The 15906-nt window shown below is 71.1% G+C and carries 13 protein-coding genes; 6 read left to right on the plus strand and 7 right to left on the minus strand.

Annotated features, from left to right (window positions below):
- Positions 1 to 29: 29 nt before the first annotated feature.
- From whiA to uvrC, 4 genes are read right to left on the minus strand one after another with little or no spacing between them, the layout of a single operon-like run.
- Positions 30 to 1019: a DNA-binding protein WhiA gene (gene whiA / locus Q8A52_RS18260; protein WP_030642347.1), complete on the minus strand. Its 990-nt coding sequence runs from the start codon at positions 1017 to 1019 to the stop codon at positions 30 to 32.
- The gene (locus Q8A52_RS18265; protein WP_316753444.1) at positions 1010 to 2077 is read right to left on the minus strand and encodes a gluconeogenesis factor YvcK family protein; all 1068 of its coding nucleotides are present in this window, start codon (positions 2075 to 2077) and stop codon (positions 1010 to 1012) included. Before Q8A52_RS18265 ends, whiA begins: the two co-directional genes overlap by 10 nt.
- A complete protein-coding gene (gene rapZ, locus Q8A52_RS18270; RefSeq protein ID WP_316753447.1) occupies positions 2074 to 3087 on the minus strand; it encodes an RNase adapter RapZ in 1014 nt (337 codons plus the stop codon). Before rapZ ends, Q8A52_RS18265 begins: the two co-directional genes overlap by 4 nt.
- Positions 3084 to 5144, minus strand: a complete 2061-nt coding sequence (gene uvrC / locus Q8A52_RS18275; RefSeq protein ID WP_316753449.1) for an excinuclease ABC subunit UvrC — start codon at positions 5142 to 5144, stop codon at positions 3084 to 3086. Before uvrC ends, rapZ begins: the two co-directional genes overlap by 4 nt.
- 445 nt (positions 5145 to 5589) lie before the next feature.
- Between uvrC and Q8A52_RS18280 the strand changes: the two genes are divergently transcribed.
- Positions 5590 to 6537 (plus strand): hypothetical protein, encoded by a 948-nt coding sequence (locus Q8A52_RS18280; protein WP_316753451.1) that lies wholly within the window; start codon positions 5590 to 5592, stop codon positions 6535 to 6537.
- A gap of 46 nt (positions 6538 to 6583) precedes the next feature.
- Here the strand turns inward: Q8A52_RS18280 and Q8A52_RS18285 are convergent, their stop codons facing one another.
- Complete coding sequence (locus Q8A52_RS18285; protein ID WP_316753453.1) at positions 6584 to 7012, minus strand: QcrA and Rieske domain-containing protein; 429 nt, start codon at positions 7010 to 7012, stop codon at positions 6584 to 6586.
- Positions 7013 to 7229: 217 nt separating this feature from the next.
- Here Q8A52_RS18285 and Q8A52_RS18290 point away from each other — a divergent pair, with 217 nt between their 5' ends.
- Positions 7230 to 8291: a LacI family DNA-binding transcriptional regulator gene (locus tag Q8A52_RS18290; RefSeq protein ID WP_316753455.1), complete on the plus strand. Its 1062-nt coding sequence runs from the start codon at positions 7230 to 7232 to the stop codon at positions 8289 to 8291.
- Entirely contained in the window at positions 8288 to 9199 is a 912-nt protein-coding gene (locus Q8A52_RS18295) for a carbohydrate kinase family protein (protein WP_316753457.1), read from the plus strand. The genes Q8A52_RS18290 and Q8A52_RS18295 overlap by 4 nt, the downstream gene beginning before the upstream one ends.
- Positions 9200 to 9332: 133 nt before the next feature.
- Here the strand turns inward: Q8A52_RS18295 and uvrA are convergent, their stop codons facing one another.
- Positions 9333 to 12371: an excinuclease ABC subunit UvrA gene (gene uvrA / locus Q8A52_RS18300; protein ID WP_316753458.1), complete on the minus strand. Its 3039-nt coding sequence runs from the start codon at positions 12369 to 12371 to the stop codon at positions 9333 to 9335.
- Between the two features lie 225 nt (positions 12372 to 12596).
- Here uvrA and Q8A52_RS18305 point away from each other — a divergent pair, with 225 nt between their 5' ends.
- Positions 12597 to 13286: a maleylpyruvate isomerase family mycothiol-dependent enzyme gene (locus Q8A52_RS18305; protein WP_316753460.1), complete on the plus strand. Its 690-nt coding sequence runs from the start codon at positions 12597 to 12599 to the stop codon at positions 13284 to 13286.
- Positions 13287 to 13331: 45 nt separating this feature from the next.
- Positions 13332 to 13988, plus strand: a complete 657-nt coding sequence (locus Q8A52_RS18310) for an MBL fold metallo-hydrolase (protein WP_316753461.1) — start codon at positions 13332 to 13334, stop codon at positions 13986 to 13988.
- A gap of 282 nt (positions 13989 to 14270) precedes the next feature.
- On the opposite strand, the gene aroQ is transcribed toward Q8A52_RS18310, so the two are convergent.
- Positions 14271 to 14744, minus strand: coding sequence for a type II 3-dehydroquinate dehydratase (gene aroQ / locus Q8A52_RS18315; protein WP_316753463.1), 474 nt, complete (start codon positions 14742 to 14744; stop codon positions 14271 to 14273).
- 102 nt (positions 14745 to 14846) lie between these two features.
- Between aroQ and Q8A52_RS18320 the strand changes: the two genes are divergently transcribed.
- Positions 14847 to 15893, plus strand: coding sequence for a S66 family peptidase (locus Q8A52_RS18320; RefSeq protein ID WP_316753465.1), 1047 nt, complete (start codon positions 14847 to 14849; stop codon positions 15891 to 15893).
- The last annotated feature ends 13 nt before the right edge of the window (positions 15894 to 15906 follow it).

Below are 15906 nucleotides of genomic sequence, written 5' to 3' on the forward strand. Positions count from 1 at the left end.
CCGGCACCGGCAAGTTGACGGTCCTTCACTCACCCGGCCAGGTTGTCGGCCAGCTCCTCGGAGAGGTTCGCCTCGGTCCCCGGGATGCCCAGGTCGGAGGCGCGCTTGTCGGCCATCGCCAGCAGCCGGCGGATACGGCCCGCGACGGCGTCCTTGGTGAGCGGCGGGTCGGCGAGCGCGCCCAGCTCCTCCAGGGAGGCCTGCTTGTGCTCCATGCGCAGCCGCCCGGCGGCCGCGAGGTGCTCGGGGACCTCGTCGCCGAGGATCTCCAGGGCACGCTGGACACGGGCACCTGCGGCGACGGCCGCGCGCGCGGAGCGGCGCAGGTTGGCGTCGTCGAAGTTGGCGAGCCGGTTGGCCGTGGCCCGGACTTCGCGGCGCATCCGGCGCTCCTCCCAGGCCAGCACGGACTCGTGCGCGCCGAGGCGGGTCAGCAGGGCACCGATCGCGTCACCGTCGCGGACGACGACCCGGTCCACGCCCCGGACCTCGCGGGCCTTCGCGGCGATCGACAGCCGGCGTGCGGCGCCGACCAGGGCGAGCGCGGCCTCCGGGCCCGGGCAGGTCACCTCCAGGGAGGAGGAGCGGCCGGGCTCGGTCAGCGAGCCGTGCGCCAGGAACGCCCCGCGCCAGGCCGCCTCCGCGTCACAGGTGGCCCCCGAGACCACCTGCGGGGGCAGGCCCCGGATCGGGCGCCCGCGGCCGTCGACCAGCCCCGTCTGCCGGGCCAGCTGGTCGCCGCCCGCGACCACGCGCACGACGTACCGCGAGCCGCGGCGCAGTCCGCCGGGCGCCATCACGATCAGCTCGGAGCTGTGGCCGAAGATCTCCAGGATGTCCCGCTTGAGGCGCCGGGCCGCCATCGCGGTGTCCAGCTCCGCCTCGATCACGATGCGCCCGCTCACCAGGTGAAGGCCGCCGGCGAACCGCAGGATGGCGGAGACCTCCGCCTTTCTGCAGCAGGTCCGGGTGACGGGGAGCCGGGAGATCTCGTCCTTCACCGCTGCCGTCATCGCCATGGGCCGATCCTTCCATGCATCCGAAAAATACGGTCGTACGCGGCGGCCAACAGCTCCGGGTCGTGCCGCGGAGAACCGTCGGTCCGGGCCACCGGCGCCAGCTCGACCGCGGCTCCGAGCCGCTCGGCGGCCTCGGTGAGCGAGTCGCGATCGGGCACGGCGGCCTCGTCTGCCAGCACCACGTCCAGGGCGAGTTTAGGGGCGTGTCGCCCCAAAACCTCCAAATGACGCTGCGGGGAGAAACCTTCGGTTTCTCCGGGCTGCGGGGCGAGGTTCAGTGAGAGTACCCGGCGCGCCTTGGTCTCCGTGAGGGCGTCCAGCAGCTCGGGCACCAGCAGGTGCGGGATGACCGAGGAGAACCAGGAACCGGGGCCCAGCACCACCCAGTCCGCGTCCAGGACCGCCTCGACGGCCTCGGGCACGGCGGGCGGGTCGTGCGGCACCAGGTGCACGGACTGCACCTCGCCGGGCGTGAGGGCGACGGTCGCCTGGCCGCGCACGGTGTCCACGTCCTCCGGCCGGTCCGGATCATGCCCCTTCACCAGGGCCTGGAGCTCCAGCGGCACGGCGGACATGGGCAGCACACGTCCATGCGCGCCGAGCAGCTTCCCGACCAGGTCGAGGGCCTGGACATGATCGCCGAGCTGCTCCCAGAGCGCCACGATCAACAGGTTGCCGACCGCGTGGTCGTGCAGATCGCCCTGGGAGGTGAAGCGGTGCTGGATGACCCGCGCCCAGGTCTGGCCCCAGTCGTCGTCGCCGCACAGCGCGGCCAGGGCCTTGCGCAGATCGCCCGGGGGAAGCACGCCCAGCTCGTCGCGCAGGCGTCCGCTGGAGCCGCCGTCGTCGGCCACGGTGACGACGGCGGTGAGGTCGCCGGTGATCCGGCGCAGCGCGGCGAGCGAGGCGGACAGGCCCATGCCGCCACCGAGGGCGACCACCTTGGGCTGGGCGCCGCGGCGGCGCGGCCGGCCGCCACGGGCCTCGGCGGGGCGGCCCGCGCGAGCCTCGGGGACCATCCGGCGCAGCCTGCTCAGCCGCGGAGTACGTGCTGTCATTCCCGTCCCATGTCCCGGTGCACGACCACCGTCTCCACGCCCTCGGCCGCGAGGCGCGCGGCGAGCTTCTCGGACATGGCGACGGAGCGGTGCTTGCCGCCGGTGCAGCCGATGGCGATGGTCACGTAGCGCTTGCCCTCGCGGCGGTAGCCGGCGGCGATCAGCCGCAGCAGCTCGGCGTACCGGTCCAGGAACTCCTTGGCGCCGGGCTGGTTGAAGACGTACGCGGCGACCTCCTCGTTGAGGCCGGTGTACGGGCGCAGCTCCGGGACCCAGTGCGGGTTGGGCAGGAACCGCATGTCCGCGACCAGGTCGGCATCGACCGGGAGGCCGTACTTGAAGCCGAACGACATCACGGTGGCCCGCAGCTCGGGCTCCTCGTCGCCGGCGAACTGGGCGTCCATCTTGGCGCGCAGCTCGTGCACGTTGAGGCTGGAGGTGTCGATCACCAGGTCGGCGTCACCGCGCAGCTCGCGCAGCAGCTCGCGCTCGGCGGCGATGCCGTCGACGATACGGCCGTCGCCCTGCAGCGGGTGCGGACGGCGGACGGACTCGAAGCGGCGCACCAGGGCCTCGTCGGAGGACTCCAGGAAGACGATGCGCCGGGTGACACCCTTGGTGTCGAGGTCGGCGAGGGACTGGCGCAGGTTGTCGAAGAAGCGGCGGCCGCGCACGTCGACGACGACCGCGATCCGCGCCACGTTGCCCTGGGAGCGCGCTCCGAGCTCCACCATGGTGGGGATGAGCGCGGGCGGGAGGTTGTCGACGACGAACCAGCCGAGGTCCTCCAGACACTTGGCGGCCGTCGACCGGCCCGCTCCGGACATGCCGGAGATGATCACCAGCTCGGGGATGGCCGCCTCGGGGACCCCTGCCGCCGTGCTGTCCGTACTCACCTGTGCTCCGTTTTCCCCGGCGACGTCCTGGGCCGCCTGCTGCGGCTGTTCCTCGCCCGTTTCCGTGTGCGCCCGATCTCGCTCCGCTGCGGGCTGTGCTTCGTGCTCGGTCATGTCTCCTGCCCCCGTCGTTCGTCCGGGGCTCCCGCGGTCACGGGATCCCCCGAGGCACCCGCCGTCGCTTCGGGTTCCTCGTCATCAATGATCTCTCCGGTCGCCGTGTTCACGGCGGGCGCGGCCGGAGCCGCCCCGGCCAGGGCCGCGGCAATGATCTCGGCCGTCTTCCGGCCTATGCCGGGCACCTCCTGGATCTGCTCGATTGTGGCCGACCGCAGCTTCTTCACCGAACCGAAGTGCTTGATCAGCGCCTGTTTGCGGGTGTCGCCGAGGCCCGGCACCTCGTCCAGGGGACCCGCGCGGAAGCGCTTGGCGCGTTTGGTCCGCTGATAGGTGATCGCGAAGCGGTGCGCCTCGTCGCGGACGCGCTGGAGCAGATACAGGCCCTCGCTGGTGCGGGGCAGGACGACCGGGTCGTCGTCGGCCGGCAGCCAGACCTCCTCCAGGCGCTTGGCGAGGCCGCAGACGGCGATGTCGTCGATACCCAGCTCGTCCAGGGCCCGCTTGGCGGCCGCGACCTGCGGCTGACCGCCGTCCACGACGACGAGCTGGGGCGGGTAGGCGAACTTCTTGGGACGGCCGTCGTCGTCCTTGAGGCCGTTGCCGGGCAGACCGTCGGTCCCCGCGTCGTCCTCCACCCACTCGCCTGTCCGCTCCTTCTCCGCGAGGTAGCGCCGGAAGCGGCGGGTGATCACCTCGTGCATGGAGCGCACGTCGTCCTGGCCCTCGAAGCCCTTGATCTGGAAGCGGCGGTACTCGCTCTTGCGCTGCAGGCCGTCCTCGAAGACGACCATGGAGGCCACCACGTCGTCGCCCTGGAGGTGCGAGATGTCGTAGCACTCGATCCTGAGGGGGGCGCTGTCCAGGTCGAGCGCGTCCGCGATCTCCTCCAGGGCCCGCGAGCGCGTGGTGAGGTCGGAGGCGCGCTTGGTCTTGTGCAGGGCGAGCGCCTGCAGGGCGTTGCGCTCGACCGTCTCCATCAGGGCCCGCTTGTCGCCGCGCTGCGGGATGCGCAGCGAGACATTCGAGCCGCGGCGTCCGGTCAGCCAGTCCTGGACGGGCTCGACCGGGTCGGGCAGCGCCGGGACGAGGACCTCCTTGGGGACGGCGTCCCCGGTCTCCTCGCCGTAGAGCTGCTGGAGGGCGTGCTCGACGAGGGCGGCGGCGGTGACCTCCTCGACCTTGTCGGTCACCCAGCCGCGCTGGCCGCGCACGCGCCCGCCGCGCACATGGAAGATCTGGACGGCCGCCTCCAGCTCGTCCTCGGCGACGGCGATCAGGTCGGCGTCGGTCGCGTCCGCGAGCACGACCGCGTTCTTCTCCATGGCCTTCTTCAGGGCCTCGATGTCGTCACGCAGGCGGGCGGCCCGCTCGTACTCCATCTCCTCGGCCGCCTCCGTCATCCGCTTCTCCAGGCGGCGGACGTACGTGCCCGTCCGGCCGGCCATGAAGTCGCAGAACTCCTCCGCCAGTTCTCGGTGTTCCTCGGCGGGGATCCGGCCCACACAGGGCGCCGAGCACTTGCCGATGTAGCCGAGCAGGCAGGGGCGTCCGGTGCGGGCGGCGTTCTTGAAGACGCCGGCCGAGCAGGTGCGCACGGGGAACACCCGCAGCAGCAGATCGACCGTGTCACGAATGGCCCAGGCGTGCCCGTACGGCCCGAAGTACCTCACGCCCTTCTTCTTGTGACCGCGCATCACCTGCACCCGCGGGAACTCCTCGTTCATCGTCACCGCGAGGTACGGGTAGCTCTTGTCGTCGCGGTACTTGACGTTGAACCGGGGGTCGAACTCCTTGATCCAGGAGTACTCCAGCTGCAGCGCCTCGACCTCCGTGGACACGACGGTCCACTCCACCGACGCGGCCGTGGTGACCATCGTCCGGGTGCGCGGGTGCAGGCCGGCCAGGTCCTGGAAGTAGTTCGCCAGGCGCTGGCGCAGGCTCTTCGCCTTTCCGACGTAGATCACCCGGCGGTGCTCGTCGCGGAATTTGTACACCCCGGGAGAGTCCGGGATCTCTCCCGGCTTGGGGCGGTAGCTGGAGGGGTCGGCCATGTCTCACACCCTACTGGCGTGGGGTGACACTCCGGCGGGGCTGTGGACAACGGCGAGGTTGTGGACAAAGACGGGATTGTGGACAACGGCGCGCCGCCCCAGGCCGGCGGTCACCGGCCCGTGCGGCGTCCGCCGCCCGCGGCCCCGTCAGCCGCGGCCAGGGTGCCGCTCACCGAGCGTAAGGGCGTCGTCGGTGCCCCGACCGCGGGCAAGTCCCACGCACGGCGGGGTCGCGGCTCGGCCAGGTGGGCGGCGCGGTTGGACAGGAGGTGTTGTCGGGGCTTGGTCAACACGCTTCAATGCGGGGGAACTCGGGGCCGTGAACGACGGCGTCCGGATGCGGCGTACGGATGTGCAGACGCCCCGGCGCCGACGGGGTGGCCCCGGAGACCCGCGCGAACGGTCTGACCAGCCGTAGTGAACCTTCACAGAAAGGCCCCTGCGCATGCGGCACGCCATTGAGCACGCGGACGTCGGCACCGCGGAACTGGACACGGCCCTACGGGGCGGCCCCTTCCATGTCGCGCTGCGCGCCGCGATCGCCGCCCGCGGGCTGCCGCTCCAGCGGGTGCAGCACCATCTGTCGCGGTACGGGGTCAAGGTGGGTGTGACGAGCCTGAGTTACTGGCAGCAGGGCGCCCGCCGCCCCCAGCGCCCCGAGTCGCTGCGGGCCGTACGGGCGCTGGAGGAGATCCTGCAACTGCCCGACGAGTCGCTGATCCGGCTGCTGGCCGAGGCGGACGGCCGCTCGCCCGGGCAGCGCCCGGCGGCCCGGTCGTACCGCTCGATGATCGAGGCCTCGGACGTCCTGGACCGGCTCATGGCCGAGCTGGGCTGGTCCCTCGACGGCGGGCTGCACACCCTCGGGCACCACGAGCGGGTACGGATCGGCGCCCGCCGGGAGCTGGCGGGCCGCGAGTCACACCACATCATGCGGGCCCACCGGGACGGCGTCGACCGCTTCGTGGCCGTCCACCACGGCGACCCGGGCTGCGCGCCGGAGCGCATGGCGGTGCACGCCCTGGAGAACTGCCGCACGGGACGCGTCCGCCTGGACCGGGACACCGGCGTGCTCGTCACCGAGCTGCTCTTCGGCACCCGGCTGCGGTCCGGCGACACCTTCCTGTTCCGGTACGCCGTCGAGGACGGCACGGCCGGGCTCTCACGCGAGTACCTGCGCGGTTTCGGCTATCCCGGCGGCCAGTACGCGCTCCAGGTGCGGTTCGACACGAACGCGCTGCCGGTGCGCTGCCACCGGTTCGCCCAGCATTCGGCGGCTGCTCCGCGCAGCGGCCGCCAGGAGCTGCCCCTGAGCGGGCCGCACCGCTCGGTGCACCTGGTGGAGCCACGGGTACGGCCGGGCATCGTGGGGATCGGCTGGGACTGGGAGTGAACGCCTCCCCGCTCATCCGGTGATCAGGCCCCGGGTCATCCGGTGATCAGGCGCCGGGCCCCGCGATGATCTTGCCGTTCGTGGCCTTGACCGGCAGCTCGTCCAAGGGCTCCGTGGCCGGAGCCTGCACCACCTTTCCGGTCACGGCGTCGAACTCGCTCCCGTGGCACGGGCAGATCAGCGTCGTCCCCTGAAGCTTGTTGATGGCGCATCCCGCGTGCGTGCAGATCGTGCTGTACGCCTTCAGCGTGCCGTCCCCGTCCCGGCTGACCACCACGTTGTGGTCCCGGTACAGCTTCGCGCTCCCCTTGGCGACCTCGCCCTCGGCGCCGAGCTCGACGGGCGCGGTCGGCCTCGCGTCCGTGGTGACACCGCCCCCTGCCCCCGAGCACGCGGCGAGGCCGAGGCCGGCGAGCGGAGTGGCGGCGGCTCCTCGAAGGACGGTACGGCGGCTCGCTGGGGGTCGGGCGGACATCAGGGGTCTCCACTGTTCGGGGGCGGGTGGTGCAGGCCGACGATACCTGGGGCGGTAATCCCGGGCCGGAGTGGGTCGAAGTGGGCGTGAAGGGGACACAGGGACGTGAAGGGGACCTAGTGAAGTGACGTAAACGTTTACGCAAGCGTTTACGCGCGGCGCCGGATGGGATACCTTCCCCGCCAGAAGGCCCACCGCGGGCCCAGGAGGGAACACGATGCCCACCATGGCCGACGTCGCACGGAGCGCCGGAGTCTCCGTGGCGACCGTCTCCCACGTGCTGAACGGCACGCGTCCGGTGCTGCCCCACACCCGTCGGGCGGTGCTGGACGCGATCGACGAGCTCGGCTACACGCCCAACACGCTCGCCCGCTCCCTGGTGACCTCCCGTACCCGCTCCATCGGGCTCGCGGTCTCGGCGATCAGCAACCCCTACTTCACGGAGATCCTCCAGGGCGTCGAGGCCGGCGCCCTGGAAGAGGGCTACAGCCTGCTTATCGCCGACCCGCACGACGACCCCGGTCACGAACGCAAGGTCGTCCAGCTGCTCCACGAGCGACGCGTGGACGGCATGATCGTCGCCCCCTCCGCCGACCCTCGGGAGCTCATCGCCTATCTGGGCCGCCACGCCGTGCCGACCGTGTTCCTGGACCGCGTGATCGACGCGCACACCGACGACACCCTGCGCTTCGACCAGGTCTGTGCGGAGAACACCGACCCGATGGCCGGGCTCGTCACCCACCTCGCCGGACGGGGCCACCGCCGGATCGGCCTGGTCGCGGGAATGCCCGGGCTCAGCACCACCGTCGAGCGGATCACCGGCTACCGGCAGGGCCTCACCGCTGCCGGGCTGGCCCACGACGAACGACTCGTGGCCCCCGGCAACTCCGAGTCGGCGGGTGCCGAGCGGGCCGCCATGGACCTGCTCTCCCTCGCCGACCCGCCGACGGCGCTGATCACCGCCAACAACGCGATGACCATCGGCACCCTGCGCGCCCTGCGCGAACGCGGTCTGAGCGTGCCCGACGACATCGCCCTGTGCTGCTTCGACGACTTCGCCTGGGCGGATCTGTTCTCGCCCCGGCTCACCGCGGTCGCCCAGCCCAGCAAGGAGATCGGCGCGCAGGCCGTCCGGGTACTGCTCAACCGCCTCGCCGCGCCGGACCGGCCCGCCCGGACCGTGCGGCTGCCCTGCACCTTCGTCCACCGCACGTCGTGCGGCTGCCCGGAGCGGCCCGAGCGGGCCGCCGACCAGTCCAGGAAAGGAAGCGACTCGTGATCGTCGTCGCCGGTGAGGCACTGATCGACCTCGTACCGCAGGGCGCGGGTGCCCTGGCGGGCCTGAAGCCGGCACTCGGCGGCGGGCCCTACAACACGGCCGTGGCCCTCGGCCGTCTCGGCTCCCCCACGGCCTTCTGCTCCCGCACCTCGTACGACGCCTTCGGCGAGGCCCTGCTCGACGGGCTGCGCCGGGCCGGCGTGGACGTCTCGGGGGTGCAGCGCGGCACGGAGCCGACCACGCTCGCGGTCGCCACGATCGACGGGCACGGGTCGGCCGCCTACTCCTTCTATGTCGAAGGCACCGCCGACCGCCTGTTCACGGCGCCCGCCGAGCTCCCGGCCACGGCACGCGCGGTGTCGTTCGGGACCTGCTCGCTCGTCCTGGAGCCCGGGGCGAGCGCCTACGAGCGGCTGATGCGGACCGCGGCCGGGCAGGGACTCTTCACGGCGCTCGACCCGAACATCCGGGCGGGTCTGATCCCGGACGCGGATGCCTACCGGGCGCGGTTCAGGAGCTGGCTGCCGTCGGTGGCGCTGCTGAAGGTCTCCGAGGAGGACGCCCAGTGGCTGGGCGGCACTCCGCGCGAGTGGCTGGGCGCCGGCCCCGCGGCCGTGGTGATCACCCGGGGCGGCGACGGTCTCACCGTCTTCACCCGGGACGGCGCGGAGCACTCCGTGCCGGGCGAGAAGGTCGAGGTCGTCGACACGATCGGCGCAGGCGACACGGTGAACGCGGCCCTGCTGCACGGCCTGGCTGTGCAGGACGCCCTCTCCGCCGAGGCGCTGGCCGGCCTTGGCGCCGACGGCTGGGCGCGGCTGCTGCGGTTCGCGGCGCGTGCGGCGGCGGTGACCTGTTCACGGGCGGGGGCGGAACCGCCGTTCGCCGCCGAGCTCGGGGAGTTCTAGCGGCACTTGCAAGACCGGCACGTTCGACACCGTCAGGGCCAAAGTGGCCGCTGTGGAACGAGCGGCGCCCCGCGGGGAGTTCCCGCGGGGCGCCGCTCTCTGAGGATTTGTCAGAGCGTGGCCGCTGCCCGGCTCACGCCTTCCGTGCCCGCGTCGTCTTCTTCGCGGGTGCCGCCTTCTTCGTGACCGCGGCCGCCTTCTCGGTCGCCGTGTTGTTGGCGGTCCTGGTCGTCCGGGCCGTGGCCGTCTTCTTCGCCGTCGACTTGGCGGCGACCGTCTTCCTGGCCGCCGTCTTGCGCTGGGCCGGCACCGACGCCGCGTCGCTGATGCGGTCGGCGCCGAGGATCTCGCGCAGGAACTTGCCGGTGTGGCTGGCCGGGACCCCGGCGACCTCCTCCGGCGTTCCCTCGGCGACGACGAGACCGCCGCCGGCGCCGCCCTCCGGGCCCATGTCGACGACCCAGTCGGCGGTCTTGATCACATCGAGGTTGTGCTCGATGACGATGACCGTGTTGCCCTTGTCGACCAGGCCGGACAGGACCTTCAGCAGCTTGCTGATGTCCTCGAAGTGCAGACCGGTGGTCGGCTCGTCCAGGACGTAGACCGTGCGTCCGGTGGAGCGCTTCTGCAGTTCGCTGGCGAGCTTGACGCGCTGCGCCTCACCGCCGGACAGGGTGGTCGCGGACTGTCCGAGGCGGACGTAGCCGAGTCCGACGTCCTTGAGTGTGTTGAGATGGCGGGCGATCGGGGGAACGGCTTCGAAGAACTCCGTCGCCTCCTCGATCGGCATGTTCAGGACGTCGGCGATGGACTTGCCCTTGTAGTGGACGTCCAGTGTCTCCCGGTTGTAGCGGGCGCCGTGGCAGACCTCGCACGGGACGTAGACGTCCGGGAGGAAGTTCATCTCGATCTTGATCGTGCCGTCGCCCGCGCAGTTCTCGCAGCGGCCGCCCTTGACGTTGAAGGAGAAGCGGCCGGGCAGGTAGCCGCGGACCTTCGCCTCGGTCGTCTCGGCGAACAGCTTGCGGACGTGGTCGAAGACGCCGGTGTACGTCGCCGGGTTGGACCGCGGGGTGCGGCCGATCGGCGACTGGTCGACGTGCACGACCTTGTCGACGAGGTCGTCGCCGTCCACGCGCGTGTGCCGGCCGGGGACGTTCCTCGCGCCGTTCAGCTCGCGGGCCAGGTGCGTGTAGAGGATGTCGTTGACCAGCGTCGACTTGCCGGAACCGGACACACCGGTGACGGCCGTGAACACGCCCAGCGGGAAGGACACGTCGATGTCCTGCAGGTTGTTCTCGCGGGCGCCGTGCACGGTGAGCCGGCGGGACGGGTCCTGCGGGCGCCGGATGTCGGGCAGCGGGATGGACTTCTTGCCGGACAGATACTGACCTGTCTGCGACTCGGCGTTGGCCAGCAGTTCCTTGAGCGAGCCGCTGTGCACGACCTTGCCGCCGTGCTCGCCCGCGCCGGGGCCGATATCGACGACCCAGTCGGCGACCTTGATGGTGTCCTCGTCGTGCTCGACGACGATGAGCGTGTTGCCCATGTCGCGCAGCCGGACCAGGGTCTCGATCAGCCGGTGGTTGTCACGCTGGTGCAGACCGATGGACGGCTCGTCCAGGACGTACAGGACGCCGACCAGGCCGGAGCCGATCTGCGTGGCCAGGCGGATGCGCTGGGCCTCGCCGCCGGAGAGCGTGCCGGCCGCGCGGTTGAGCGAGAGGTAGTCCAGGCCGACGTCGACCAGGAACCGCAGCCGCTCGTTGACTTCCTTCAGCACCCGCTCGGCGATCTTCTTGTCGCGGGCGTTGAGCTTCAGCTCGCCCAGGAAGTCCGCGCAGTCGCTGATGGACATCGCGGAGACCTCGGCGATCGACTTCTCCATGATCGTGACCGCGAGGACGATCGGCTTCAGGCGCGTGCCCTGACAGGTGGGGCAGGGCACCTCGCGCATATAGCCCTCGAAGCGCTCACGGCTGGCGTCGCTCTCGGCCTCGCTGTGCCGGCGCTTGACGAAGGGGACGGCGCCCTCGAACGGCGTGGTGTAGACGCGCTCGCGGCCGTACCTGTTGCGGTAGCGGACCTCGATCTGCGTCTTGTGGCCGTGGAGCAGTGCCTTCTTGGCGCGCTGCGGCAGACCGGCGAAGGGGATGTCCGTCCGGAACCCCAGCGCGTCCGCGAGGGCGCCGATCAGACGGCCGAAGTAGTCCTTGGTGTGCCCGTGCGACCAGGGGTGGATGGCGCCCTCGTCGAGGGACTTGTCCTCGTCCGGGACGATCAGCTCCGGGTCGACCTCCATGCGCGTGCCGATGCCGGTGCACTCGGGGCAGGCGCCGAAGGGAGAGTTGAAGGAGAAGGAGCGCGGTTCCAGCTCCTCGAAGGACAGGTCGTCGTACGGACAGTAGAGGTGCTCCGAGTACATGCGCTCGCGCTCGGGGTCGTCCGCGGGGAGATCGACGAAGTCGAGCACGACCATGCCGCCGGACAGGCCGAGGGCGGTCTCCACGGAGTCGGTGAGCCGGCGCTTGGCGGAGTCCTTCACCGTGAGGCGGTCGACGACCACCTCGATGGTGTGCTTCTCCTGCTTCTTCAGGGTGGGCGGGTCGGAGAGCTGGATGGTCTCGCCGTCCACGCGGGCGCGGCTGTAGCCCTTGGTCTGGAGGTCCGCGAACAGGTCGACGAACTCTCCCTTGCGCTCGCGCACCAGCGGCGAGAGCACCTGGAAGCGGCTTCCCTCCGGCAGCTCCAGGACCTTGTCGACGATCGCCTGCGGCGACTGGCGCGAGATGGGGCGGCCGCACTCGGGGCAGTGTGGCTTGCCGATGCGCGCGAAGAGCAGTCGCAGGTAGTCGTAGACCTCGGTGATGGTGCCGACCGTCGAGCGCGGGTTGCGCGAGGTCGACTTCTGGTCGATGGAGACCGCCGGGGAGAGGCCCTCGATGAAGTCGACGTCCGGCTTGTCCATCTGGCCGAGGAACTGGCGGGCGTACGAGGAGAGCGACTCCACGTACCGCCGCTGGCCCTCGGCGAAGATCGTGTCGAACGCCAGCGAGGACTTGCCCGAACCCGACAGGCCCGTGAAGACGATGAGCGAGTCGCGTGGCAGGTCGAGCGAGACATTCTTCAGATTGTGCTCGCGCGCGCCACGGACGATGAGACGGTCGGCCACGCCGGTCCGCACCTTTCTTGAGAGAAGTGACAGGGGCGGGGCCCCCGTCGTTCTTCAGACTAGGGGGAGCCACTGACAACGCCGGTCGGATTCCCGGTTCCGTAAAACAATCCCCGGCCATCCAGCATGCCCGACGCCACACCCGACCATATAGCACGCACATTCGATTTGCGGGGCTGGCCCACCACCTTCACCCGAAGGAGTGGCGGGGTTAGGGTCGGCCTCATGATTGATCACGCGCGTGACCTGGCGTCTGTACGCGACGCGACCGAACGGCTCCTCACCGCAGCCGCCGCACTGGACAACGCGTCCGCCGCCGAGCCGTCACGGCTGCCCGGCTGGAGCCGTGGCCACGTCCTCGCTCACCTCGCCCGCAACGCGGACGCGCTGGTGAACGTCCTCGAGGGGCGTCCGATGTACGAGTCGGGGGAGGCCCGCGACGCCGACATCGAGCGGGACGCCCCGCGCGCCCTCGACGTCCAGCTCGCCGATCTGCGCGAGACCGACGCCCGCTTCCGGGCGACGGGGGCCGCGCCCGCGGACTGGGCGCGCACGGTGGAGCTGCGCAACGGGGTCACCGACTCGGCGTCCCGGGTGCCGTTCCGGCGCTGGGTCGAGGTCGAGCTGCACCATGTGGACCTGGGGATCGGGTACGAGCTGGAGGATCTTCCGGCGGAGTTCGTCGAGCGGGAGATCGACTTCCTCGCGGAGCGCTTCGGCGGACACCGGAACGTGCCCTCGACCGTTCTGGTCGCCGACGGCGGCCGCACCTGGACCACGGGCGGCGGCGCGCCGGGCGGCCCGCTCGCGGTGGAGGGGACGGCCGCCGATCTCCTCGGCTGGCTCGCCGGCCGCCGGGACGGCTCGGGGCTGACCGTGAAGGGCGGCGATCTGCCGACGCTCCCCCCGCTGTAGCACGTGGACGCCGCCCGGTCCGCTCCCCCACTATAGGCTGCCGCCATGACGTACAGCGGTGAGGTGACGGTCGGCGGACCGGCGGACGTGCACGAGCTGAAGGACCTGATGATCACCAAGATCGCGGTCGGCCCGATGGACAACAACGCTTATCTGCTGCGCTGCCGGGCCACGGACGAGCAGCTGCTGATCGACGCCGCCAACGAGGCGCAGACGCTGCTCGGCATGATCGGCGACGACGGCATCGCGTCCGTCGTCACCACACACCAGCACGGTGACCACTGGCAGGCGCTCGGCGAGGTCGTGGCGGCCACGGGCGCGCGTACGTACGCCGGGCGGGACGACGCCCCCGGCATCCCGGTGCCGACCGATGTCCTGGTCGACGACGGTGATGTGATCCGGGTGGGGCGTGTGGAGCTCACCGCGCGCCATCTGGTGGGGCACACGCCGGGGTCGATCGCGCTGGTCTACGACGACCCGCACGGCCACCCGCACGTCTTCACCGGGGACTGCCTGTTCCCGGGCGGTGTGGGCAACACGCGCAAGAATCCGAAGGCGTTCGCCAGCCTGATCCATGACGTCGAGACGAAGATCTTCGACGTCCTGCCGGACGAGACGTGGGTCTACCCGGGGCACGGCAATGACACCACGCTGGGCGCCGAGCGCCCGCATCTGCCGGAGTGGCACGCGCGCGGGTGGTGAGCGCTGTCCCGGCCAACGCGCCGGGCCCGGCGCGAACTTCGTACGTGCGCCCCGCGCGAGCGCCTTGCGCGCGCCCCGTGTGAATCATTCGCACGCGCCGGTGACCCGCGCGCGCTCCCGGGGCACGTCGTTGCGCAGTCAACTGGAAGCAGCCCCGCACAGGATGACGGCTCCTGCGCGGTATGGGCCGCCGGTCTTCCGAACCCCGCCCTCGGCCGGCGGCCCAGGCCTGAGCACCTATGAGGGGCCATACCCATAAGGCGTCAGTCGCTTTTTCAAACGCTAGGCGTCGGCCTGAGCGGCCCCCACCAGCGCCGCCACCCGCTCCACGCCGAAGACATATCCCTGCACGCCGCACCCCGCGATGACGCCGTCGGCACGCAGGGAGACGTACGAGTGGTGCCGGAACGACTCGCGCTTGTGGATGTTGGAGATGTGGACCTCGAGGACCGGCATGCCGTCGCAGGTGTTCAGTGCGTCCAGAATCGCGACGGACGTGTGCGAGTAGGCGCCGGGGTTGATGACGATCCCGCAGTGGTTGAGCCGCGCCTCGTGGATCCAGTCCACCAACTCGCCCTCGTGGTTGGACTGCCGGAAGTCCACCGTCCCACCGTGCGCCGCCGCGGCCTTGGCGCACAGGGCCTCGACGTCGGCGAGCGTGTCGGAGCCGTAGATCTCCGGCTGACGCTGGCCGAGCAGATTGAGGTTGGGCCCGTTGAGGATCATGATCGGGGCGTTGGCCAGGGTGCGGGGCACGGTTCCTCCGGTCCGTTCGGGGTGGGCGGTCGGTAAGGGACCGCTGCTCAGACCCGGTTTATCACGGTGCGGCGTCGAGACAAGGGGCCGTACTCTCCCGGCATGACGATGCCCTCGTATCCTCCCAAGCCCTCGCCCGGCGACCGCATCGCCGTCATCTCCCCCTCGTCCGGGCTGGCGGAACTCTACCCGCGGCCCTACGAACTGGGCCTGCAGCGGCTGCGCGAGGAGTACGGCCTCGTACCGGTCGAGTACCCGACGACCAGGAAGATGGGCACGTCGCCGCAGGACCGCGCCGACGACATCCACGCGGCCTTCGCCGACCCGGACGTCAAGGCGGTCATCGCGTCGATCGGCGGCGAGGACCAGATCACAGTGCTGCCGCTGCTGGACCGGGAGTTGATCCGGGCCAACCCGAAGCCGTTCTTCGGGATGAGCGACAACACGAACCTGCTCGCGTACCTGCGCAACGCCGGGATCGTCGGCTTCCACGGTCCGACGGTGATGTGCGAGCTGGGCCGCCCCGGCGCCATGCACCCGCAGACCGCCGAGTCCCTCAGGGCCGCGCTGTTCACCTCCGGCGAGTACGAACTCCGGCCCGCCGAGCGCTGGAACGACGTCAACCGCGACTGGGCCGACCCCGCCACCTTCGACGCGGAACCGCAGACCCGGCCCGGCGCCGGCTGGACCTGGCTGAACGCCGACCGGGTCGTCGAGGGGCATGGCTGGGGCGGAAACCTGGAGATCCTCGGGTGGCTGCTGATGGCCGACCGCGAGGTCTCGCACGACCTCACGGAGTACGACGGCGGCGTCCTGTTCCTGGAGACCTCCGAGGAGCTGCCGAGCGCCGCGGAGGTCTTCCGGACCCTGCGCAACTTCGGCGAGCGTGGCCTGCTGCAGCGGTTCTCCGCCCTGCTGATGGGCCGCCCCAAGAGCTGGTCCTTCGAGCGGCCCAACAGTCCGGAGGAGGCGGCGCGTTACGCGGCGGAGCAGCGCGAGGCCGTAGAGCGCGTGCTGAAGACGTATGCGCCTACCATGCTCGTCGTCTTCGATGTGGATCTGGGCCACACCGACCCCCAACTCGTCATCCCTTATGGGGGCGTGATCCGCGTGGACGGACCGGCCCGGCGCATCATCGTCACCTACTGACGCGGGCCGCGAC

The sequence above is a fragment of the Streptomyces herbicida genome (genome assembly GCF_032656585.1).
Taxonomy (GTDB): Bacteria; Actinomycetota; Actinomycetes; order Streptomycetales; family Streptomycetaceae; genus Streptomyces; species Streptomyces herbicida.